The sequence below is a fragment of the Halapricum desulfuricans genome (assembly GCF_017094525.1).
In the GTDB taxonomy this organism is placed as follows: Archaea; Halobacteriota; Halobacteria; order Halobacteriales; family Haloarculaceae; genus Halapricum; species Halapricum desulfuricans.
Genome location: NZ_CP064788.1, coordinates 634365 through 655871 on the forward strand (window position 1 = coordinate 634365; position 21507 = coordinate 655871).

Here is a 21507-nt window from a genome sequence, read left to right on the forward strand (position 1 = left end):
GCCGAATTTTAAGTACGATGACGGGGCCAGAACCGGTATGACCGACATCGAGCGGCTGGAAGAGCGACTGTCGGCCGTCGAGCGGACGGTGATCGACGGCGAACACGATTTCGAGGAACTGGCGGACCTCGCAGAGGTCGTCGATCGACTCGAGCGTCTCGAAGACCGGTTCGAGGAACTGGAGCATCGCGTCGCGGATCTGGAAGGGCGGACCGATTCTTTACAGGGGTATGTCACCAACGTGGACTCGGTCAACGAATCGGTCGAACAGCAGTCGGCGTCGGCCCTCGCCGCGGTCGAATCGATCGAGGAGCGCGTCGAGGAACTCGAACGACGCTCGGAGACGACTGAACGCGTCGATCAGTATCGACCGACTTCCCGCTCGCAGACGACCGAACAGCCTATCGAGGAGGATTCGATCGCGGAGACCGTCGACAGGCTGGTCGACGGGACGGACCGCGAGCAGCGACCGGGCGCCGGAGCCGCCGGTGACGGCACGACTGCGGTGGGTCAGACCGACGGCGGGTCTGTCGGCACGCCTACACATGCTGCCGGGTCGTCCGACGATCCGCACGCCGACACTCCCGAGGCCGATCCCGAGGAGATCGACCGTCGCTACGGGGAACGACCCGATCCGGTCCCCGATAGCAAGATGAACGCCGACGAGGCCGGCGAGACCGGCAAAACTGACCCGGACGACGATAGTCTCCTCTCGTCGCTGAAGTCGAAACTCCCGTGATCCGGTACGTCATCGCGGTCATCCTGGCGGCGGCACTGATCGCGGCGTCGCTGCCGGCAGTCGAATCCGCGGCGACTGTCCGGGGCGAATGCACCGTCGAGTCGAACGTCGCCGCGATCGAATCGGCCGCCGAGGCGCTCGTCGAGCAGGAGCGTCTCCCCCCGAAGGGCCTCATGGGGACACAGCGGTCCGTCGACCTCTCGTTCCCATCGGATTCGCTTACGAACGCCCCGGTTCGACACCTCGAACTCGATCGGGTCGACGGCGAGAACGTCACGGTCGCCCGCTATCGCGTCGAGGGCGGTTCGACGCAAACTGTCACGATCGACGCTCCGATCGTCGACGAATCGATGAACTCACCGGTCGACCTCGGGCGACCGACTGGAACGGTGACGTACGTACTGTTGTTACAGCGGGAACCCCCCGACGGCGAACCGATAGTCATCCTGACAAGAACGAGCCGATAGCCGTCGTGGGACGACGTCGAGTGCTAGAACAGCGAGTATCACTGCGCGGCCGGAGAGCCCTCGTCGGGGTAGGCCTGTTTCACCTGGAGGGCAGCACTGGCGGCCAGTCCCATCGCCAGGTCCTCGCGTTCCTCGTCGTCGATCGAGATATCGTCGTCCTCGCTGGGTGCGTAGCCGGCGCTGACGACCGACCCGACCGGCGGCTGGACGGCGATCGTCGCCTCGAGACCCGTCGCACTGGTCCGGAGCTCGGAACCGACGACGAAATCACCGGGGAGAAGTTCGCGAGTACGGGCGGCAACGCTCGCGAGATCGCGCCGGAGCGAACGCCGCTGGTCGGACGACAGTGGCGGATCGTCAGCACTGACGTCACCGCCGCCGGAGAGATTGCCATACATGAATTGCTATGCCGGTAGGCGAGGGAGGGATAAAAAAGCGCTGGTCGTCGACCCCGGGGACTGCCGTCCGCTCGAAACGGCAGTCACAGCAGCGATTCGCTGTGACCGTACGCGGCGACGACGACTGCCGCCGCGAAGGCGTCGGGTTCGGGCTCGGCAGTCTCGATGCGGACGGTCGGCTCGGAATCGAACGTCCAGTCGCGGAGTCGCTGTCCGTCCGCGATTCCCTCGCGGATCGTCGCTTCGACGGCGTCGGGATCGGTGCCCGAGACCTCGTAGAACAGTCCGTGACCCGACTCGCTGCGGATCCATCCCAGTCCGGCGACTGCCGGGTCGTCACTGCCCGGCCCGACCGTCTCGTGGCTCTGGACGACCGGCAGTCCCTGCCCTGCCGGACCCAGGTCGGGAGCGATTCCGACCTCCTCGAGCGACGGCTCGGCGGGGATCACCGACGAGAGCGTGATCAGGTTGTAGTTGTGAACGTTCGCGGCCGCCAGCGCGCCGTCGTAGGCCGAGATCGCGGTCGGGCTCGTGGCGCTCCCCCACGCGACCCGAATCGTGCTCATGAGCGTACATCGACGATTGGAACAAGAAGGCGTTTCGTTTTCTCTCCGTGAGACTCGTTGACCCCGTGCGTCTAGGCCACCGGGGCCGAAAGCGCACGTCATACGGTCGGTTGTAAGTCTGTTCCGGATCGATCGCATCCGTTATGCGATCGCACCGGTAAATCGTTACAACCGACCGTATCAGGCTCTACCGGCCGTGTTTTGTCACGCAGGTCGACAGCCCGATCAACTCGACCGGTTCGGAGTTGTCCGGCGAGTAGACGACCATCTGCCCTTTCTCCATGTAGGGGACCTTCGATTCGAGATTCGAGGGGATGTTGACAGCCGAGATGGCGTCCTCGTCGCCCAGGTTGAGGACGGCCGTCGTGTTGATCTGCTTGAAGACGGGATCGGCGATGTCCTGGGGGTCCTGCGTGATCAGAAAGAGGCCGAGCCGCTCCTTGCGGCCCTGCTTGGCGGCGTCGGTGAACTTCCCGATGACCTTCCGTGCCTGGACGGTATCGGCGTCGGTCAGGAAGTTGTGTGCCTCGTCCATGCCGACGATCAGCGGCGTCTCCTCGATGCGGTCGAAGGTCGGGTCGTTCGAGAGTTTCTCGTCGACCAGCAACGAGGCGAGCGCGAGCACGACCGTCTCGGTCGCCCGGCTATCGTTGATGTGGTAGGTCGGGACGACGGTCAGCCCGCCGGGGCGGACGAACTCGTGGACGAGATCCGTAATCGGGCGGGCGTCCTGATCGAAGACGCCACCGAACCCGAGCGCGCGCCGGCGGACGGCATCGAAGGTCGCCTCGTGGACCCGGCCGGACTCGTCCAGTTGTTCGCGCAGCGCCGGGTCGTCGAGAAAGCGCGTGAACTGTTCGTAGGTTCCGCCCTGTCCGTACTCGTCGCGAAAGCGGGGCAGGAGGACGTTCACGAGCGCGGAGTACTGGTTGTCGTTGAGGCCGCTTCCCGCGATCAGCCAGGGGTTGTCGTCGACCATCGAGAACGGGATGGTGAAGGGGGCCTGTTCGGCGCGGTGGTGGTCGGCGCTGTAGGAGGCCCCGTCGACGTCGGGGACGAACGCGACGGTGTCGTCGTGGCCGCCACAGGCAATGTCCTCGCGCTCGCAGCGTCGCTGGAACTCCCGGGGGAGGTCGCCGTCGTCGTGCATCTGTGCGTACTCGTCCTGTGGGTCGAACACGACCAGTGCGGGCGAGACCTTGCGGTCGCTTCCCGATTCGACGGGATAAGAGCGTTCGTCGGCGAGATATTGCCGAAGAACGTTCTTCGCGGCGTGGGTCTTGCCCGAACCGGTGCCGCCCGCCACGAGGGTGTGTCGGAACACGAGCGGGTCGCCGTTGGCGTAGTCGTCTTTCAGACGGTAGTCGATGGTCGGCGGTTCGGCGGCCGTCGTGACTCGCTCGCCACCGACCGCGAGATGGCCGAGGAAGACGCCCTCCGCGGGGATCTTCAGCCCGGTCTTGATCTCGCCCGCGTCGTCGGCCCGCCGGACGGCCGTCTCGGGTTTGGGGACGCGGTCGGTCATCCGCCGCTTGAGTTCGTCTCCCTCCTCGTAGAGAACGGCCACGGGTTCCAGCGTCGCCATGAACTTGAAGTCCTCCTCGTCGATCTCCCGGGAGTTCATCGCGCGCTGGGCGTGGATCTCCGTGGCGTCGTCGGCGCGAAACTCCGGCATGTACTCCAGTGCGGTGATCCGACAGAACAGCCGCTCGCCGTCGGGATACGGGACCAGGAGGTACGTCCCGATCCGGACGGCCGAGCGGTTGCGCACGGTGATGTACGCCCGGAGCGTGGTGTCGTCCTCGTCCTCGCTGATGGTCAGCCCCTCGGCGGCCGAGAGGACGCCGATCCCGCGCTCGGATCGCGTCGGCGAGACCTCGACCGGTTCGAACCGTTCGTCGTCCCGTTCGGCGGACGGCGACGATCGACTCTCGTCGCCAGTGTCCCCGGAATCGTCGGCGCTGAAATCGGTGAAATCCCCGAGATCGGACATACACGACCCGACGGGCGGGCGCGACTAAGGCGTTCTGCCACCCCCGGGGGAAGATCTATTAGGAATAATAATAAATAATCTAGCATGTACCGCGAGAGAACGGCGACGCGGCGGACGGTACTCGGGGCCGTCGGAGCGGCGACAGTCGCGGGCACAAGCGGGTGTACTGACATCCTCGGCGGTGGCGAGCCAGTGACCGTCCGGTGGACGCTCGAGGAGGTCGGCAGCGACGAGCCGCTCACGGACGGCCGGGAGCAGGAGCTCGATCCCGGGAGCTACTTCAGCGACGGGTTCGAGATCGTCGAGACTACCGAGGTCGCGTATTCGATCGAAGTTCTCGAGGGGCCGAACGTCAACGTGTTCGTGCTGGACGAGCGAAATCAGGACGCTTTCGATGACGACGAGGAGTTTACTGCGATCGAGGAGTCGATCTCGATCGGCGTGAGCTTCACCGAGCACCCGGGCATCGAACTCGACCCGGGTACGTACGCGTTGATCATCCTCAACGGCGACGGCGAGCCCGAGAACGCGTAGTCAGCGGTGACTGGCCGGGAAACGCGTAGCCGGCGACGGGTCGGACACCGCGTGCCACTCTGCGGGCCGGACCGCATCCCAAAAGGACACTAGGGGGGACGCCCAACAGGGGGACGATGACCGCGTGGTTTCGCGTCATGACCTACAACGTCCGCTACGACAACCCCGACGACGGCGAGCACCGGTGGTCGAACCGTCGGGAGGGCGTCGCGGACACGATCCGATTTCGCGAGCCGTCGTTGCTCGGCCTGCAGGAACCGCTCGAACACCAGCTGTCGTACCTGCGAGAGCAACTTCCCGGCTACGAGTGGGCCGGTGACCCTCGCGTCGACGGCGACAGCGAGGGCGAATACTCACCGGTCGCCTTCGACGGGCGACGGTTCGACCTCGTCGAGACCGACACGTTCTGGCTCTCGGAGACGCCCGAACGGGCGGGCAGCCTCGGCTGGGACGCCCGTCACCCGCGGATCGTCACCTGGGTGCGGCTGCGCGACCGGGAAACCGGTGCGGTGTTCGTCCACGCCAACACGCACTTCTCACACGACGGACCGCAAGCGCGCCGCCACAGCGCCCGCCTGCTCCGGGAGCGACTGGACGAGCTGACCGACGACGAGCCTGTGATCGTCACGGGCGATTTCAACTGCGTCGCCGGCGAGTCCCCCCACGAGACGATCGTCGATCCTGACGCGGGGCGACGGACGCTGTCCAACGCGATCGACCGCTCCGAACACGGCCACTACGGCCCCGAAACCTCCGTCACCGACTTCGAACACCTCGTCCCCAACCGCAAGATCGACCACGTCTTCGTCACTGACGACGTCGAGGTTCGTCAGCACGGGGTCTGTACCGACCTCTTCGCCGCGGAGCGCTACCCGTCGGATCACTTCCCCGTGCTCGCGCAGGTCCGACTCGAGTGAAAAGAGCGGGGGAAAGAGAAACTCTCCCGGAAACCCACGTCGGCGACCTTTTGCGTGCCAATCGCGTAGACGTGAGTATGCTACTGATCCGGGGCGAAGCGGGCGGAACGGCGCTGACGGGGACGCTGTACGAACCCGGCGACGACCCGCCGTCGTTCAGCGGCGCGCCCGACGACGGCGCGCCCTACGTGTGGGTCTGTGATTCCTTCTACGAGGTCGCAAGCGGCGGCCAGGTCCAGCGGATCGGCGACCGAGAGGTCAACGTCGCCTTCGAATCGCCCAGCCCCCGCGGGTTCGAAACCCGCGAGCAGGCGATCGAGGCCGCGAAAGACCACGTTCGCACGCAGTTTCAGCGGATCGGCCTGGATTCCGAGGACGTGACGATCACGCTCAAAGAGATGTGATACGGACCGTTGTAGTACCGGTCAGAGCCGTCCTCAGGGTCGGCGTTTGCCGGAAACAATAACGGTCCGTATGGAACAGTCGCTGCTACCGCCCCCACAACAGTTATTGCCGAGTGTGTGCAGGTGTATACATATGGGCACCGAGTACAAGAACGTCCGGCTGACAGCGGACGCGTACGAAACGCTCAAGCGGCGCAAACGGGACGACGAGTCGTTTTCGGATGTCGTCGAGCGCCTCGTCGAAGAGCGACCGATCAGTGACCTCGCGGGTGCGCTATCCGGGAACGACGTCGAGACGATCCGAGAAGCACGAGAAGCGTCCTACGAGGCGTATGCGGATCGTCGATCGGAGGGACTGACCGATCGATCCCAATGATCCTCGATACGTCGTTCGTGGAAGACGTCTCACGAGCGGACGAGGACGCGCTCGCGAAAGCCGACGCGCTCGCCGAGACCGGAACGCCAGAGCGACTCTCGGCGATGACCCTGTACGAATTGTACTGGGGCGTCGGTTACGTCGACCGATCTCAGGCCGAACGTGACGTCGTCGATTCGGTCCTCGAAACGAAAGAGATCTACCCGGTGACGCCCGAAATCGCACGCAAAGCCGGACGTATCGCCGGAACGATTGCCAGCGACGGACGGCCACTAGACGACCCTGGTGACGGAATCATCGGTGCTACCGGAGTTGTCCACGACGAACCGGTGCTCACGCGCAACGTCGACCACTTCGAACGAATCCCCGGACTCGAAATCGACTCGTATTGATTCGCGACGCTGACGTCCTCGCGCTCTAGTCGTCGGCCCGGGCGGCCGTCGGCGTCTCGGGCGGGGAGATCGGCTCGCCCATCGCGTAGACCGTGTTGTGGCCGGTGATCTCGACGTCGACGAAATTCCCGACCGTCAGCCCCTGGAGTTGCGCGTTCGGCAGGGCGACCTGTCGGTGGGCCTCGTCGTAGCCGACCAGCGAGTCCGCTGTGCCGTCCTCGGTGAGCAACACCGTGCGCTCGGTACCGACCATCGCCTCGTAGGCCTCGCCGACGACGTCCATCTTCAGGTCGGTCATCGCCTTCGAGCGCTCCTTCTTGACCGTGCCGCCCAGCCCCTTCAGCTCGGCGGCGTCGGTGCCCGGGCGCTTCGAGAAGCGCGTGACGTTGACCTTTTCGGGGCGGATTTCCCGAAGGAGGTCCATGCTCGCCTCGTGATCGCCGGGGTCTTCGGTCGGGAACCCGACGATGAAGTCCGTCGCGAGCGTCCAGTACTCGAGGTGGCGATCGAAGGTCGCAACGATCTCGCGGAACTGCTCGAGGCGGTGCTGGCGGCGCATGTCCGCGAGCACGTCGTCAGAGCCGCTCTGGACGGGCGCGTGCAGGAAGTTGTAGATCTCGTCGTGCTCGGCGAACACGGTCGCGAGTTCCTCGGCGATCCCGTGCAGGCCGCCGGGGTTTGCCATCCCCAGTCGAACCCGGAAGTCGCCGTCGATCTCGGCGCAGATCCGACTCAGGAGTTCGGGCAGGAGACTCTCGCCCTGGTTGATGTCCCAGCCGTAGACGCCGGTGTCCTGGCCGGTGATCCGGATCTCCCGTGCGCCGCCGTGGACGAGCGCCCGGGCCTTCCGGACGTTCTCCTCGACGGTCGGCGAATCGATCCGCCCGGTGGCCTGCTTGGTGATGCAGTACGAGCAGTCGCTCATGCAGCCCCGAGCGATCGGGAGGATGCCAGTGACGCCGTCGAGGACGGTCTCGGTGTCGGGCGTGATCGTCGGGCACTCGCCGTTGAGGACGTACTCGGGGACGTCGTCCCAGTGGAGGATTTCGGCGTCTACGTCCGCGAACTGTTCGCCCTGGGCCAGCGCCATACAGCCCGTGACGATCAGGTCCGCGGGCGTCTGTTCGTCCAGTTCTCTGGCCCGCCGGAGCATGTTTCGCTCGGTCTTCTCGACGACCGTGCACGTGTTCAGAATCGCCACGTCGGCGTCCTGCGGTGAGGACGCCGGCCGGTGGCCGCCCTCCCGCAGGGCGCGCTCGATCTGCTGTGTCTCACCTCGATTTGAGGTACAGCCGTAGGTTTCGACGTAGTAGCGGGCCATCGCGTCTGTCTACTACTACATCCACGCACGCAAAAACACGACGGATCACGTCGATCAGCACGGTCGCGAGCGCTACAGACGGACGACCACCAGGGGTTCGAGCACAACAATTATTCTACAGGAACAGAAACAGGCAGGACACATGCTGACCGAACGAACAGGAGCCGTCCTGACAGTAGCCCTCCTCGTGCTGTCGGCGATGGGGGGCGTCGCAACTGCGACGACGACAGGGGAGTTGGGGAACAGTACCGTCCCCGCCTCGAGTGGTGACGAAACGCCAGTGAACGAGACCATGTCGGCGGCGGACGCGGCGTACGTGACGAGCGACGGGTCGATCATACTGGTCTACGAGCACGGAGACCAGGAGGACCTCGAGAATGCGAGTGGGCACGCTCGTATGGACGTCTCGGACGGTGTCGCCGAGTTCGTGATGAGCCAGCGGACGGAGACGGACGCGACGGGCAACCTGACGCTGCTGGCGACGCCCGACGAGCTGACCGCCGACGGAGCGCTCGTCGCCGACCGGCCGGCCTACCTCAGGGACCTCCGGTTCGACCTGGAAACCGTACAGAACAGGACCGTCAGGGAGTCGTCGATGGCGCTGAACAGCACGGTGGCAGTCCCGGGGGACTCGCAGCTGTCGTTCGTGCTCCCGTTCCTGCAGGAGGCCCGAACGAGCGGGTCCGTCATGACGGACGCGACGTCGCTGGACGCCGAGGGGTCCGCGAGCGTCCAGCTTGCTTCGCCCCTGCTCCCGGAGCGGTCACACGAGCTCGTCCTGACCGAATCAGACGGGGCCTACACCCTCGAGGTCGATGAATCGTACACGATGAGCGCCGAGCGGGCCGAGCGCTGGAACAGTACCGACCGGACCGAGGAGACCCTCCGGTCGCAGTACTGTGACGGGTTCGAGACGACCAACGTGACATGTTCGGTCAGTCTCGACAGCCACGAGCTGACCAACGAGAGCGAAGACAGCAAGCGACTGGATGTCGCCTACACGGTCACTGTCGACGGCGTCGATTCGGCCGTCTCGACGGCGATCGTCGAAGGGCTCGGCGGTCCGGAAACGAACGTGACCGAGGCCGAAGCGACCGAGCTGGCAGACCGGATCGAGAACGTCACGCTCTCGCGCGTCGGGGCGGAGCTGTCCGTCGAGCGCCGACCGAGCGGGGGCCAGCAGGCGAGCGTCGACTGGAACGTCAGCCTCGACGGGACCGACGACCTGACGCTCGCGTACGTCGACCTCCTCGAACAGATCGAGAACGCGGCGATGTCCAGCCCGCAGACGCCCGACGCCGGAGAGTCGTTCGACTTCGGGCTGGCAAATTCGATCGAACAGCTTCGCGACCGGACGGAGGCGAGACGAGCCGCCGACCTCGAGACGACCTCGAACTGGGCGTTCGCCCTCACGACGCGTGGTATGACCGGACAGTCGTTCGTCAGCCTGAACGGGACAGCGACTTCCGAGACGACCAACTGGGCGGAGTACGTCTCCGAACTCCAGCAGCGGGAAGTCCCCATCACGGATAGCATGCGGACGTCAATCGACGTGCGGACGGACGACGAGCAGATCGTTGCAGAAGGGTCCGCAAGCGTCGAGGACGAGGGGATGCTCGACCGCGCGCTGACGGAATTCAATCGCACGGCGAACGAGACCGACGTCACGGCAATGATCGACGCGATGCGGGCGGCCGAGTTCGAACAGGCTCGCCTGACCGCAGACGTCGGTGAAGGGAACGCCACGGTCGAAGGGGCCCTCTCGGTCGGTAACGGTACGGCAGTCAGCGACCGACTGCCGGCCCCGTTCTCGATGATGGAAGCCAGCGAGACGAGCTTCGAAACCGGTCAGACCGCGATGCTGATGGACGCCGGGCTTCAGAGCGACGCCGACGAGGACGCGATACAGGCGCTGTCGTTCGTCGGCGACGAAACCGACGTCACCATGCCGGGTGAGTGGGACGAGGACGGCCGGTCGCTGGCTTCGTTCGCGACCGACGCCGGCGAGACTGACGACGGTGAAACCGACGACAGTGAAACCGAGACCGACGACGAGACCGAAAGCGGCGACGGAGACGGCCCCGGCTTCGGTCTCGTGCCCGCCCTGATCGGCGCGGCTGGTGGCGCTGCGATCGCGGGCAAGCGTCTCCGAGACGCGGCCTGACGCGTAACCGTTCTCATGCTTTCGAGCGTCGTTACTCCTCGAGGATCGCATCACCCGAGGACGCGCCGATGCGCTCGGCTCCGGCCTCGAACATGGCCGTCGCCTGCTCCCAGCTATCGATTCCGCCGGCAGCCTTGACGGGGAGATACGTCGAGAGCAATTCGACGTCGGCGACCGTCGCACCGCCGTCGGCGAAGCCCGTTGCGGTCTTGAGATAGGCCGCGTCGGCCTCGGTCGCGAGTCGGGCCGCCCGGTGTTTCTCGTCCTCGTCGAGCAGCGGTGCCTCGACGATCACCTTCACCGGGCGCGTCGTCGCGGCGACGACCTCTGCGAGATCCCGTCTGAACGACTCGTCTTCACCCGCCCGCAAGAGCCCGAGGTTCGCGACCACGTCGAGTTCGTCGGCGCCTTCCTCTGCGAGCGCTGTGGCTTCGTCGGCCTTGTTCGCGGTCGTGTGCTGGCCGTGCGGGAAGCCGACGACCGTCGTCAGTTCGACGCCAGGGGCGTACTCGGCGGCCATCGAGACACAATAGGGCGGGACGCAGGCGCGCATACCGGTCTCGATTGCCGTATCGAGGACGGCCTGCACGTCCCCTGGCGTCGTCGTCGGGCCGAGAACCGTGTGTTCGATCCGCGTGGCGACGTCGTCCATATCGGCCGGAGGGCGGCCAGCGTCAAAAACGCACCTCCGGATCGCTATCCTTTCGGTCGTGGCGGACGCTCTCTCGCGTATGCCACTCCTTCCGAGCGGGCTCGTCGTCCCGCCGCTCGCGCATCTCGCGGCCCTGATCGTCGGGACCGTGACGGTGACCGCGTTCCTGCTCGCGCTCGAACCGCGGGTCCGCCAGCGCCACGTGCTGGCGTTCACGCCGTGGATGGTCGCCGGTGCGGTCGCGCACGGGCTCCACCAGCTCGATCGGACCGTCTATCCGACCTGGGCCGAACCACTGTTCGGTGCTCCGGCCGTCTACGTCACGGCGTTCGTCGCGCTCGGTGCCGTCTGGGCGTCGCTCGCGTTCCGGGCCAGCCTCCGGACTGACGAGGACCGGGTCGCGCGCGACCTGGGCGTGACCGGAACCGTCGCGCTGCTGGGACTGCTCGTCTTCGCGAGTCGCCAGGAGACGCTTGTCGCCGGCGAGCCGCTCTGGTCGCTCGCTGGCGTCGTCATCACGGTGCCAGTGACACTGGGTGTCTACTTCGGGATGGCGTATTTCACGACCGATATCGTCGCCAGAACGCGGCTGGTCGGCGGGCTCGTGATCTTCGCGCACGCCCTCGACGGGATCACGACCGCGATCGGGATCGACGCCCTCGGGACGGGCGAACGCTCGCCGCTCCCCCGGGCGATCATGGACGTCGCCGGCAGCTTGCCCGTCGCCGAGACGATCGGCGTCGGCTGGCTGTTCGTCGTCGTCAAGCTCGCGCTCGCGGTCGTCCTCGTTGCCGTCTTCGCCGACTACCTCGAAGCCGAACCGACCCGCGGGAACCTGACCTTCGCAGCCATCATCGCGCTGGGGCTCGGCCCCGCCGTCAACAACGTCGTGCTCTTCGCGCTTCGCAACAGCGGGACGGCCGCCGCGATCGGCGGTTGATCGTGACCCGGTCAGGGCCGGCGCTACACTTTTCCACCGGCCGGTCGAATCGCAGCGGTAACAGGCCGCAACCGACCGCCTGAACCGTCGTTTGCGGCTCGGAGCAACTATGACACAGGTCGAAGACATCGCCTACGAGGGCTGGGAGCACTGCGTTCGAATCGACAACGGGCTGGTCGAACTCGTCGTCACGACCGATGTCGGGCCGCGAATTGTGGACTTTCGCCGTTCCGCGGGGGAAAACGTGTTCTTCCTCGACGAGGCCGCGACCGGGACGACCGGCGGCGAGGACTGGGAGCTGTACGGCGGCCATCGTCTGTGGCACGCCCCGGAGTCGGACCCCCGAACCTACCAGCCCGACAATGAATTGGTCGAGGTCGAACGCACCGATCGGGGATGTCGACTCGTCCAGCCGGTCGAGGGCGAGACCGGGATCCGGAAGGCGATCGAGATCGAGATGCCCGACGGCGAACCGGCCGTCGAGATCGGCCACGAACTGACAAACGAGGGGGTCTGGAGCGTCGAACTCGCGCCGTGGGCAATCTCGGTCTGCAAGCCCGGCGGGACGGCCGTCGTCCCGTTCCCGGACGGCGATCCCGACGAGTTACTGCCCGACCGGTCGCTGGTGTTCTGGCCGCGTACCGACGTCAGCGACGAGCGTATCCAGTACGTCGACGATCACGTCCTCGTCGAACAGGCCGACGGGCCCGAGTTCAAGATCGGAGCAAACGCACTCGATGGGTGGGCAGCCTACGTCAACGATGGTCGGGCGTTCGTCAAAACTTTCGAGTACGACCCCGAGGCGACCTATCCCGACCGCGGGGCCTCGGTCGAGGTGTACATGCTGGATCACATGCTCGAACTGGAGACGTTGGGACCGCTCGTCGAACTCGCGCCCGGCGAGACCACGAGCCACACCGAGCGGTGGCACCTCTTCGAAGACGTTTCAGAACCCGAAACCGGGGCCGACGCCGCGTCGATCGCGCCGGAGTAGCTAGCCGTCCACGGCTCGCGTTCGCCCGACTACAGCTCTCGCGCGGCCTCGACCGCAGTATCGATATCCGGGGCATCGAAGACGTCACCGCCGACGTAGGCGTTCATGCCGGCACAGTACAGGTCCCGCGCGGTCTCGATGACGGCCGACTCGAGCGGTTCGGGCTCGCGGTCGCACAGCGACTTCCAGTCGGCGACGCCGCGCTCGTCGGCCGCGTCCTTGGCCTCGCTGACGGCCGCGACCCACTCCGGCTGGGTGCGCTTGTGGTACTGCCGGAGCACCTCCTTGCTGACCTCCTGACCGTCGTAGGAAAAGCGGTTCTCGTCGAAGGTACCGACGACGTCGGCGACGCGAATCTCGCCCTCGTGGTAGAAACACTCGATCTTGCCGTCCTCGTGGACGAATCCCGACCGTGCGGCCTGTTCGGTGAGGATGTGATCGACGGACAGCGCCAGCTCTTCCAGACGGTCGATGTCGGCCGCCCCGGCGATCCGATCGGCCTGCTCGCGGTCGAGATACCGGTCCTGTTTCTCGTATTTCGTCGAGAACTCCACGATCGGTTCGGGGAGGTCGACCGGTTCGTCCGGCCACTCCTCATAGTCCAATCCGTACTCTGTGGGTTCCGAGCGCTTTCGCAGCGATGATCCGACGGGGACGGTGTTGCGGAAGACGATCTCCAGCGGGATCAGGTAGTTCTCGCCCGCGGCCTCGTGGTAGGCGTCGTAATCGTAATCGGCCCCGTCGTGAGGGAGGTCAGGGACCTGCGTCAGCGAGATCACCATCTCGCGCGGGGCGATCCCGGCGACGAGCGCCTCGCTCAGGTCGACGACCGCCCGCTCGGCGTCGGCCCCGACCGCCTCGCCCGGGACGGCCACGCCCTCGTAGTGGGTCGGGATGTGGTTCTGCTCGAGCACCTCGAAGTTGTACGCGCCCATCGTGCACAGCGACGCGCCCTTCTGTGGGATCTCGTCGGGCATCTTCCCCCAGTCGAACACGGAGTAGTCGTCGGTGAACACGAACGCGCCGCGGCCGAGGTCCTCGGCGGTCGGCTCCTGGTCGATCCGGAAGTCTTTGACGCTCGTCATTGGCGGGGTTTCCGCCCGGACCACCATAGGGTTTCACATCACCGCGCGACAAAGTATCTAGGTGAGGTCCCGGTCGATCAACCATGTACGAAAAGATCCTCTTTCCGTTCGACGGGAGCGACGGGGCGGCCGAAGTACTGCAGCACGCGGGGGAACTCGCCCACTGGGAGGACGGGTCGATCCGACTGTTGTACGTCGCCGATACGAACGAGGTGAGCGTCTCGCGCGTCGGCGACGAGATGCTCGATAGTCTCATCGAACACGGCGAGGAGATCCTCTCGGACGCCGCCGGGATCCTGGAGTCGCTCGACGTACGGTACACGACCGATATCGCGAAGGGGACGCCCGCCGAGACGATCGTCGAGTACGGCGAGGATCACGACTTCGACGTGATCGTCATGCCGACCAGCGGCCGGCAGGGGCTGTCCCGGTACCTGCTGGGTAGCGTCACCGAGAAGGTCGTCCGGCTCTCGGAGACGCCCGTGCTGACGGCGCGGATGGCTGCCGACGAGGAGTTCGTCGTCCCCTTCGATCGGATCCTCGTCCCGACTGACGGGAGCAAGGCGGCCGAAAGCGCCACACAGCACGCGTTCGAACTGGCAGCGGCGATGGGCGCGGACGTCCACGCGCTGTCGGTCGTCGATACCGGTGCGTTCAGTTCCGACGTGCGCTCCGAGCGTCTCTCCGACGCCGGGAAATCACACGCCTCGGAGGTCGTCGAGACGGTCGCGGACGCCGCGACGGAACACGGCCTCGACGGCGTCACGACGCACGTGGAATCGGGCTCGCCTACCGAGGAGATCCACGAGGTCGTCGACCGGGAGGGGATCGACGCCGTCGTGATGGGTACGACCGGTCGACAGGGTGTCGAACGAATTCTACTGGGGAGCGTCGCAGAGAAGACCGTTCGATCGGTTCCGGTCCCGGTCATCACGATCCGCAACGGCCCGCGACCGCTGCTGTGATCGTCTCGAACGGGTCGGTCACCTTCGCGGATCGGCAGATAATTACCGCCACTGCTCGATCACAGAGGTGATGGCGGTACTCGCAGTCGACGTGATCATCATCCTCCTGGCGACCGGTGCGATCTGGGTCGGCAGCGGCTGGCTCGAAAACGCCAGCGAACGGCTCGCGACCTACTACGGACTGCCGGAGGTCGTCCAGGGGTCGATCGTCACCGCGGTCGGGTCGAGTTTCCCCGAACTGGCGACGGTCGTCGTCGCGGCGATCACGGTCGACTCGCTGGAACTGGGCGTCGGTGCGATTGTCGGGTCCGCGGTGTTCAACATCCTCGTGATTCCGGCGCTGGCCGGAATCTCCACTGCGGAGGAACTCGAAGCCAACCGTGCGCTGGTGTACAAGGAGGCGCTGTTCTACATGCTCGCCGTCTCGATTCTCGTCATCACGTTCTCGTTCGCGGTCATCTACAACCCCGTCGACGGCACGGCCTACCTCGCCGGCGAGGTCACCCGCCCGCTGGCGGTGATCCCGCTCGGTATGTACGGACTGTACGTCTTCATCCAGTATCAGGACACCGCCGACCACGACAGCGATGTCGACAAGACCGGGATCACGGTCGGTCGCCAGTGGGGACTGCTGGCGGCCGGTCTGGCGGTCATTCTGGTCGCAGTCGAGCGGCTGGTTCACTCGGTCGACGTCATCGGGACGAGCCTGGACGTGCCCGCCTTCATCATGGGCGTGACGATCGCCGCCGCCGCGACCAGCCTGCCCGACGCGATGGTGAGCGTCCGGGCCGCGAGCGAAGACAGGGGGATAACCGCCCTCGCGAACGTGTTGGGCTCGAACACGTTCGATCTGCTGGTCGCGATTCCGGTCGGGGTGATGCTCGTCGGCAGCACCCCGATCAACTTCTCGATGGCGATCCCGATGTTCGGCGTGCTCACGCTGGCGACGATCATGCTGTTCACCGCGCTCCGGACCGACCTTGCGCTCTCAGTCGTCGAGTCGTACGGGCTGCTTGCCGCGTACGTGCTGTTCGTCCTCTGGATCGTCCTCGAGACGCTTGATGTCGCGGTCGACTTGCTGCCGACCTGATCGTTCATAGTGGCCGTTGTACGTCTCTCTCGGGTCGACCGTACGACTGCGTATGGTCACACCGGTAAATCGGTACAACGGTCACTATCAGGCGACCGTCTCCTCGGCTTTGACCGCCGGTTCGTCGATGTACCGTTCCTTCCAGGTCCCTCGCAGGAACCACGGGACCGCCACCGTCGCCCCGACGATGTTGCCCAGCGCCATCCCGACCCAGATCCCGGTCGCGCCCCAGTCGAAGACGAACACCAGCAGGGCGATGCTCGCGACCCGACCGATCCACAGCGTGACGATCGATAGCACCATCGCGGTCCGGGTGTTGCCGGCCCCGCGGAACGCCCCGAAGATGACCTGCGAGACGCCGATGAAGGCGAACTCCGCCGACCGGATCCGAACGTACTCGACGCCGAGATCGATCGTCGCCGCGGCGTCCTCGACGCCGCTGCCGAGGAAGACGCTGACGATCGGTTCGGTGAACGCCAGCGCGACCGCGGCGACGACGATCATCACGCCCGCGCCGGTCCCGGCCGCCAGCCACGTCGCGCGTGCCGCCCGATCAGCCCGGTCGGCCCCGAGGTTCTGGCCGACCATCGTATCGATCGCCCGGCCGAGCCCCATCGCCGGCAGGAACACGAGCGAGATGAGCCGGTTGCCCAGCCCGTAGGCGGCCACGACCGGCGGCGCGAACGTGACGACGATCGCGGTGAGCGTGATCATCGCCAGCGCGCTGGCAGACTGTTCGATCATGCTGGGCGTCCCCAGTCTGATGATGTCCTCGATCACGCCGAGGTCGGGTCGCAGATGCGACAGCGACACCGCCGGACCGATCCCCGTCGCGAACAGCAGGTACAGCCCGATCGCGGTCGCGACGCCCCGCGAGAGGATCGTCGCCAGCGCGGCCCCGCCGATCCCGAGCCCGGTGAAGCCGGTCGCCGACAGCAGCGTCGCTTCGATCCCGCTCAGCCCGACCATCCCGAACAGCGGGTTCGACTGGAAGCCGAAGATGAAGATCGGATCGATCACCACGTTCAGCCCCACGGAGATCGCCATCACGAACATCGGCGTCCGCGTGTCGCCGTAGCCGCGCATGAGCGCCGAGAAGACGAAGAACCCGAACATCAGCGGGATCCCCAGGAAGATGACCTCCATGTAGTCGGCAGCCAGCGGGATGACTGCTGCCGACGTCTGGGGATCGCTGGGGAGCAACTCCAGGGCCGGCCGCGTGTAGAAGTAGCCGACGATCCCGATCACGACCGACAGCAGCGAGACGAACATCACGGTCTGACCGGTGACCAGCCCGGCCGAGCGCTTCCCCTTCGCGCCGGTGTACTGTGCGACCAGGATCGCACCGGCGGTCGTGAACCCGCCCGCGATCGCGATGAGCAGGAAGATCAGCGGGAAGGCGAGGCTAATCGCGCCGACGGCGTCCGTCGAGAGCCGGCCCAGCCAGAGCGTGTCGGCGATGTTGTAAGTGACCTGCAGCAGCTGGATGACGATGATCGGCCAGGCCAGCCGGACGAGCGGCCGGATCAGGCTCCCCTCGGTGATCGACTCCGAGGGATCGTCTGCCGGCGATTCCGGGTCGTCGCCGCCACCGGACGGACCGCCGCCGGGTTCCGGATCCCCGGTGACGGATCCGGCCGACTCGTCGGGCGTCGGCTCGGGTACCGACGCGTCCGATTCGGAGTCGGGTGACTCGTCGGGCGACCTCTCGTCAGTCCGGCGGCGATCGTCCTCGGAACGATCTGTCACGACCTGAACCTCAGAAGCAACGATCAATTAGGGTTGCGTTTCCGCGGCGCCGGCGGATCGTCTCCCGACGTGGTTTCGATACAGGACAACCGCGACGCGACCCGTGTCGTTTTCACGCTCGCGCCCCCGTGTCGAACTGATGGTTGCTGCCGAACCGAACGCCGGGGGTGCACTCGAGTTCGAGCATCGCCCCACGAGCGACCAGCACTTCGAGAACGCGCTGGCGAAGGCCCGCGACGGGACGCGACTGGCGGTCGCGGACGCGATCGAACTGCTCACGACCGGCAGCGACAGCGAGGGGATCGACCGCGAGCGCAAAGAGCAGGTGCTCGAGGCCGCCGACTACCGCCGCGCCGAACGGGTCGGGCGGGAGGTCACGTTCGTCGCCAACCTCAACAACAACGTCACGACCGCCTGCAACACCGGCTGTCTGTTCTGCAACTTCAAGGACCGTTCCGACCAGTTCCTCGAATCGTCCGACGTCGACCACGGCGGGTTCACCAAGACGCCTGCCCGGTCCCGCGAAGTCGTCGCCGACGCCGTCGAGCGCGGGATCTACGAGGTGACCTCCGTCTCGGGGCTGCACCCCGCGCTGGCGCTCGACGCCGAGCACCGCGAAGTACTCGAGGCGAGCGAGCGCGGCGACCTGAACTACCGCTCGCCGGACGCCTACGAGACCGACCCGGGGACTTACGTCGAGCAGATCGAGGCGATGAGCGTCGACGGCGTCCACGTCCACTCGATGACTCCCGAGGAGGCCGAACACGCTCGCCGCGGGACGTCGTGGAGCTACGACAAAGTCTACCGGCGGCTGGTCGAGGCGGGGCTCGACTCCGCGCCGGGGACGGCCGCCGAGATCCTCGTCGACGAGGTCCGGGACGTCATCTGTCCGGGCAAGATCGACACCGACGGCTGGCTGGACGCGATGGAGGCCGCCGCGTCGGTGGGGCTTGACATCACCGCGACGATCATGTACGGCCACGTCGAGAACGCCGCCCACCGCGCGGTCCACCTCGATCGCGTCCGGGAGCTGCAGGACCGGACGGGCGCGATCACCGAGTTCATCCCGCTGTCTTTTGTCCACCAGAACACCGCGCTGTACGACTACGGGCTGGTCGAGGACGGCCCGAGCGTCCACGAGGACGAGCTGATGATCGCCGTTTCGCGGCTGTTTTTCGACAACGTCGACCACATTCAGGCCTCGTGGGTCAAGTACGGTGACGAGCAGGGACTGAAGTTGCTCAACGCCGGCGCGGACGACTTCATGGGAACGATCCTCTCCGAGGAGATCACCAAGCGCGCGGGCGGTAACTTCGGCGAGTACCGCTCGTTCGACCAGTACGTCGAGTTGGTCGAGTCGATCGGCCGGGTTCCCGTCGAGCGTTCGACCGACTACCGGACGCGCCGCCGGATCGATGGCGACCCGCCCCACGGCCCGATGCTCGGCCCGAAGGCCGACGGGACGCCGCTGATCGAGTGACTCGGGATCGCGCACGCTCGACACGGCTCACGTCCACCGAAGGCGGACCCGCGCACCTGGGCTGACGGAGAAGCGCTTGTCGCCCCGTCCCTGATTGACCGCGAGTTCGACGTTGCCGTGGCTGCCGACGGTGACGACGCGCTTGTCCGGTCCGACCGCCGCGTAGGTCCGGCGAGCGGGTGCCCACACGCCGTTGACGGTCACGTCCGAGCCGAACTGTCCCTCGAGGCGCTCGCCGGGGATGTTGGTGATCGCGTTGCCGAAGTCGTCGACGACGAGCACCTCGCCGGTGACGCCGTCCTCGCGCTCGACAGGCTCGGGAACGGAGAGGTCGACGAACGAGTCCGCCTCGACGAACCCGTCCTCGCGCTCGAAGTCGTCGATTCCGGCTTCGTGGACGGTCGCGGCCGCGGGCGCGAACACGTCTCGACCGTGGAAAGTGACGCTCTCGGGGTCGTCGTACTCGATCTCGAAGACCTCGACGTCCCCGTCGAGTTCGCGGGCGACCGGGACGAGGACGCCGTTGTCGGGTCCGACCAGCGCGTGCTCGCCGGCCCGGATCACGATCGCCGCCCGTTCGGTGCCGACGCCCGGATCGACGACGACACAATGGACCGCGGGCGGGAAGTGCGGCAGGACTTCCCGGAGCCAGAAGGCCGCGGCCCCGACGTCCTGACGCGGGAACTGGTGAGAGACGTCGACGAGACGGGCGTCGCTCTCCTGGAGAATGACGCCTTTCATCGCGGCTGGATACGGCGAGCCGAAGTCGGAGCTGAGCGTGATCATCGGTGGATGTACGTCACCTGACAGCGGCTTCAGAGTTGTGGTCATACTGGTGGCTATACCATTTCGAACTGATCCGGCACGCCGTCGTGTCAGATATCGTCACGAACGTATAGCCACCAGTATCAGTCAGCCGGCGATTCGGCTGCCGACCCGCCGACTGCGGGTTCCTCGTGGACGTAACACACGGGGTCCGGTTCGAAGGGGTCGTCGTGGGCGGTCAGCGCGCGTCCCCGGGAGCCGCCGCTACAGACGTCACCGAACTGGCAGCTCCGACATCTGTCTGGCAGGCCGGCTTCCTCGTGGCGGAGCCGCACAAGCAGCGGGTTCGCCTCGTCGGTCCAGATCGCACCGAACGGTCGAGCCCGAACCGAGTCCAGCGCGTACCGGTCCCAGAACGGGCCGGGATACACCTGTCCGGCCGGGCCGAGTTTCGCCACCGGCGGGGAGGGTGCGGCACCGAGCCGTTCGCGCAGGGCCGTCCGAACGTCGGTCGCACACTCCCCGTTGAGGTTGTCCCGTGCGTACTCGGTCACGTATCCGGCGTCGATACCGCCGCTCAGGACGGTTTCGATGTGGTTGTTCCGCTCGTGTGCATCGCGGGTCAGATCCGCGAGCCGCCGGACGGCCCGTCGACGCCGTTCTCCGTCGAGTTTTGGTTCAGGAACGTGTGTGAGCCGGAACCGGTCGGCAGACAGCAGTGCCGCGAGGTCGTAGATCTCCTCTATGTGGGTGACACTCTCGGCATGTAGCGGGAAGCGCAACTCGGTCGCTAGTTCCGTGTCGTCGGCCGCCCGGAGCGTCTCCAGCGCGGCGTCGATGTCGTCGGCAGCGGCGTGTTCCTGTCGCGGGGTCGACAGCCCCTCGACGCGGACGCTGATCCGGTGCAAGCCGGCGTCGGCCAGCGACTCCAGCCGGTCGCGATCGAGTTGCTGTCCGTCAGTGCGCAACGTTGTTTCCAGACCGCGGTCGTCGGCGTACGAGATCAGTTCGCCGACAGCCGCCGCATCGAGTCCGGTAGAGCCGGTTAGTCGCAGCGTTTCGACGCCGAAATCCGCGAGCTGGTCGACGACGGCACGACGTTCGGACGCCGACAGCGGAGCGCGGTCACCGAGCAGAGCCTCGTCTGTCAGTTCCCACTCGACGGTCGGCGTGCCCGACGGTGCGGTCGTCGGGTGCTCGCAGTCACAGAGGAGCGCGTCGAGCTGGATCACGGCAACTCACCCCTGTCGAGCGTCGTCGATCCGTCGCGGTCGATCGCGTCGGCCGGACAGAGCCACCGGGCGTCGACACTCGGGAACAGCGACGCCGCACGTTCGCGGGCGCCCGTCTCATCGTCGGCCCTGACGGTCCCGACGTGTACCATCGGGTCCGTCGGCGTTTCTCGAGTGAACACCACCCATTCCGCGTCGGGGATCACCTCGGGGTCGCTCCGGCCGGCCGCCGTCCGTGCTGCTGGTCGAGCTGGCATTGGCTGTTCGTACTCCACTCGCATCCT

Annotated in this window: 23 protein-coding genes; 13 read left to right on the plus strand and 10 right to left on the minus strand. The window is 66.3% G+C overall.

Annotated elements, in window-relative coordinates; all coding sequences use genetic code 11:
• Positions 1-37: 37 nt before the first annotated feature.
• The gene (locus tag HSR122_RS03205; protein WP_229111245.1) at positions 38-739 is read left to right on the plus strand and encodes an ABC transporter C-terminal domain-containing protein; all 702 of its coding nucleotides are present in this window, start codon (positions 38-40) and stop codon (positions 737-739) included.
• Positions 736-1206: a DUF7311 family protein gene (locus tag HSR122_RS03210; RefSeq protein ID WP_229111246.1), complete on the plus strand. Its 471-nt coding sequence runs from the start codon at positions 736-738 to the stop codon at positions 1204-1206. Before HSR122_RS03205 ends, HSR122_RS03210 begins: the two co-directional genes overlap by 4 nt.
• A 38-nt stretch (positions 1207-1244) precedes the next feature.
• On the opposite strand, the gene HSR122_RS03215 is transcribed toward HSR122_RS03210, so the two are convergent.
• From HSR122_RS03215 to HSR122_RS03225, 3 genes are all read right to left on the minus strand, one after another.
• Complete coding sequence (locus HSR122_RS03215) at positions 1245-1604, minus strand: DUF5811 family protein (protein ID WP_229111247.1); 360 nt, start codon at positions 1602-1604, stop codon at positions 1245-1247.
• Between the two features lie 83 nt (positions 1605-1687).
• Positions 1688-2170, minus strand: a complete 483-nt coding sequence (locus HSR122_RS03220; protein ID WP_229111248.1) for a pyruvoyl-dependent arginine decarboxylase — start codon at positions 2168-2170, stop codon at positions 1688-1690.
• A gap of 187 nt (positions 2171-2357) precedes the next feature.
• Positions 2358-4163 carry an ATP-binding protein gene (locus tag HSR122_RS03225; protein ID WP_229111249.1) on the minus strand — a complete coding sequence of 602 codons (1806 nt, stop codon included), beginning with the start codon at positions 4161-4163 and terminating at the stop codon, positions 2358-2360.
• A gap of 84 nt (positions 4164-4247) precedes the next feature.
• Here HSR122_RS03225 and HSR122_RS03230 point away from each other — a divergent pair, with 84 nt between their 5' ends.
• The 5 genes from HSR122_RS03230 to HSR122_RS03250 all read left to right on the plus strand — a co-directional run bounded on the left by HSR122_RS03230 (position 4248) and on the right by HSR122_RS03250 (position 6786).
• The gene (locus HSR122_RS03230; protein WP_229111250.1) at positions 4248-4697 is read left to right on the plus strand and encodes a hypothetical protein; all 450 of its coding nucleotides are present in this window, start codon (positions 4248-4250) and stop codon (positions 4695-4697) included.
• A 116-nt stretch (positions 4698-4813) separates the two neighbouring features.
• Positions 4814-5614, plus strand: coding sequence for an endonuclease/exonuclease/phosphatase family protein (locus tag HSR122_RS03235; protein WP_229111251.1), 801 nt, complete (start codon positions 4814-4816; stop codon positions 5612-5614).
• A gap of 77 nt (positions 5615-5691) precedes the next feature.
• A complete protein-coding gene (locus HSR122_RS03240) occupies positions 5692-6018 on the plus strand; it encodes a DUF7113 family protein (protein ID WP_229111252.1) in 327 nt (108 codons plus the stop codon).
• A gap of 133 nt (positions 6019-6151) precedes the next feature.
• The gene (locus HSR122_RS03245) at positions 6152-6394 is read left to right on the plus strand and encodes an antitoxin VapB family protein (protein ID WP_229111253.1); all 243 of its coding nucleotides are present in this window, start codon (positions 6152-6154) and stop codon (positions 6392-6394) included.
• On the plus strand, positions 6391-6786 hold the full coding sequence (locus HSR122_RS03250) for a PIN domain-containing protein (RefSeq protein ID WP_229111254.1): 396 nt from the start codon (positions 6391-6393) through the stop codon (positions 6784-6786). The genes HSR122_RS03245 and HSR122_RS03250 overlap by 4 nt, the downstream gene beginning before the upstream one ends.
• A 25-nt stretch (positions 6787-6811) precedes the next feature.
• On the opposite strand, the gene HSR122_RS03255 is transcribed toward HSR122_RS03250, so the two are convergent.
• Positions 6812-8107, minus strand: coding sequence for a tRNA (N(6)-L-threonylcarbamoyladenosine(37)-C(2))-methylthiotransferase (locus HSR122_RS03255; protein WP_229111255.1), 1296 nt, complete (start codon positions 8105-8107; stop codon positions 6812-6814).
• A gap of 142 nt (positions 8108-8249) precedes the next feature.
• On the opposite strand from HSR122_RS03255, the gene HSR122_RS03260 reads away from it, so the two are divergent.
• Positions 8250-10271, plus strand: a complete 2022-nt coding sequence (locus HSR122_RS03260) for a hypothetical protein (protein ID WP_229111256.1) — start codon at positions 8250-8252, stop codon at positions 10269-10271.
• Between the two features lie 31 nt (positions 10272-10302).
• Here HSR122_RS03260 and deoC read toward each other — a convergent pair whose 3' ends face one another.
• Entirely contained in the window at positions 10303-10923 is a 621-nt protein-coding gene (gene deoC, locus HSR122_RS03265) for a deoxyribose-phosphate aldolase (RefSeq protein WP_229111257.1), read from the minus strand.
• 79 nt (positions 10924-11002) lie between these two features.
• Here deoC and HSR122_RS03270 point away from each other — a divergent pair, with 79 nt between their 5' ends.
• Both HSR122_RS03270 and HSR122_RS03275 read left to right on the plus strand, forming a co-directional pair.
• Entirely contained in the window at positions 11003-11863 is an 861-nt protein-coding gene (locus HSR122_RS03270; RefSeq protein WP_229111258.1) for a DUF63 family protein, read from the plus strand.
• 109 nt (positions 11864-11972) lie between these two features.
• Entirely contained in the window at positions 11973-12857 is an 885-nt protein-coding gene (locus HSR122_RS03275; RefSeq protein WP_229111259.1) for a DUF4380 domain-containing protein, read from the plus strand.
• 29 nt (positions 12858-12886) lie between these two features.
• On the opposite strand, the gene HSR122_RS03280 is transcribed toward HSR122_RS03275, so the two are convergent.
• On the minus strand, positions 12887-13942 hold the full coding sequence (locus HSR122_RS03280) for a phosphoribosylaminoimidazolesuccinocarboxamide synthase (protein WP_229111260.1): 1056 nt from the start codon (positions 13940-13942) through the stop codon (positions 12887-12889).
• An 83-nt stretch (positions 13943-14025) separates the two neighbouring features.
• Here HSR122_RS03280 and HSR122_RS03285 point away from each other — a divergent pair, with 83 nt between their 5' ends.
• A complete protein-coding gene (locus tag HSR122_RS03285) occupies positions 14026-14907 on the plus strand; it encodes a universal stress protein (protein ID WP_229111261.1) in 882 nt (293 codons plus the stop codon).
• A 67-nt stretch (positions 14908-14974) separates the two neighbouring features.
• Positions 14975-15997 (plus strand): sodium:calcium antiporter, encoded by a 1023-nt coding sequence (locus HSR122_RS03290; RefSeq protein ID WP_229111262.1) that lies wholly within the window; start codon positions 14975-14977, stop codon positions 15995-15997.
• 87 nt (positions 15998-16084) lie between these two features.
• On the opposite strand, the gene HSR122_RS03295 is transcribed toward HSR122_RS03290, so the two are convergent.
• Complete coding sequence (locus tag HSR122_RS03295) at positions 16085-17746, minus strand: MATE family efflux transporter (RefSeq protein WP_229111263.1); 1662 nt, start codon at positions 17744-17746, stop codon at positions 16085-16087.
• 139 nt (positions 17747-17885) lie between these two features.
• Between HSR122_RS03295 and cofH the strand changes: the two genes are divergently transcribed.
• Entirely contained in the window at positions 17886-19226 is a 1341-nt protein-coding gene (gene cofH, locus HSR122_RS03300; RefSeq protein ID WP_229111264.1) for a 7,8-didemethyl-8-hydroxy-5-deazariboflavin synthase subunit CofH, read from the plus strand.
• A gap of 27 nt (positions 19227-19253) precedes the next feature.
• On the opposite strand, the gene HSR122_RS03305 is transcribed toward cofH, so the two are convergent.
• The 3 genes from HSR122_RS03305 to HSR122_RS03315 form a co-directional block, all read right to left on the minus strand.
• Positions 19254-20012 (minus strand): SAM hydrolase/SAM-dependent halogenase family protein, encoded by a 759-nt coding sequence (locus HSR122_RS03305; protein WP_229111265.1) that lies wholly within the window; start codon positions 20010-20012, stop codon positions 19254-19256.
• A gap of 122 nt (positions 20013-20134) precedes the next feature.
• Positions 20135-21223 carry a radical SAM protein gene (locus HSR122_RS03310; RefSeq protein ID WP_229111266.1) on the minus strand — a complete coding sequence of 363 codons (1089 nt, stop codon included), beginning with the start codon at positions 21221-21223 and terminating at the stop codon, positions 20135-20137.
• Complete coding sequence (locus HSR122_RS03315; RefSeq protein WP_229111267.1) at positions 21220-21480, minus strand: rSAM-partnered protein; 261 nt, start codon at positions 21478-21480, stop codon at positions 21220-21222. Before HSR122_RS03315 ends, HSR122_RS03310 begins: the two co-directional genes overlap by 4 nt.
• Positions 21481-21507: the final 27 nt, after the last annotated feature.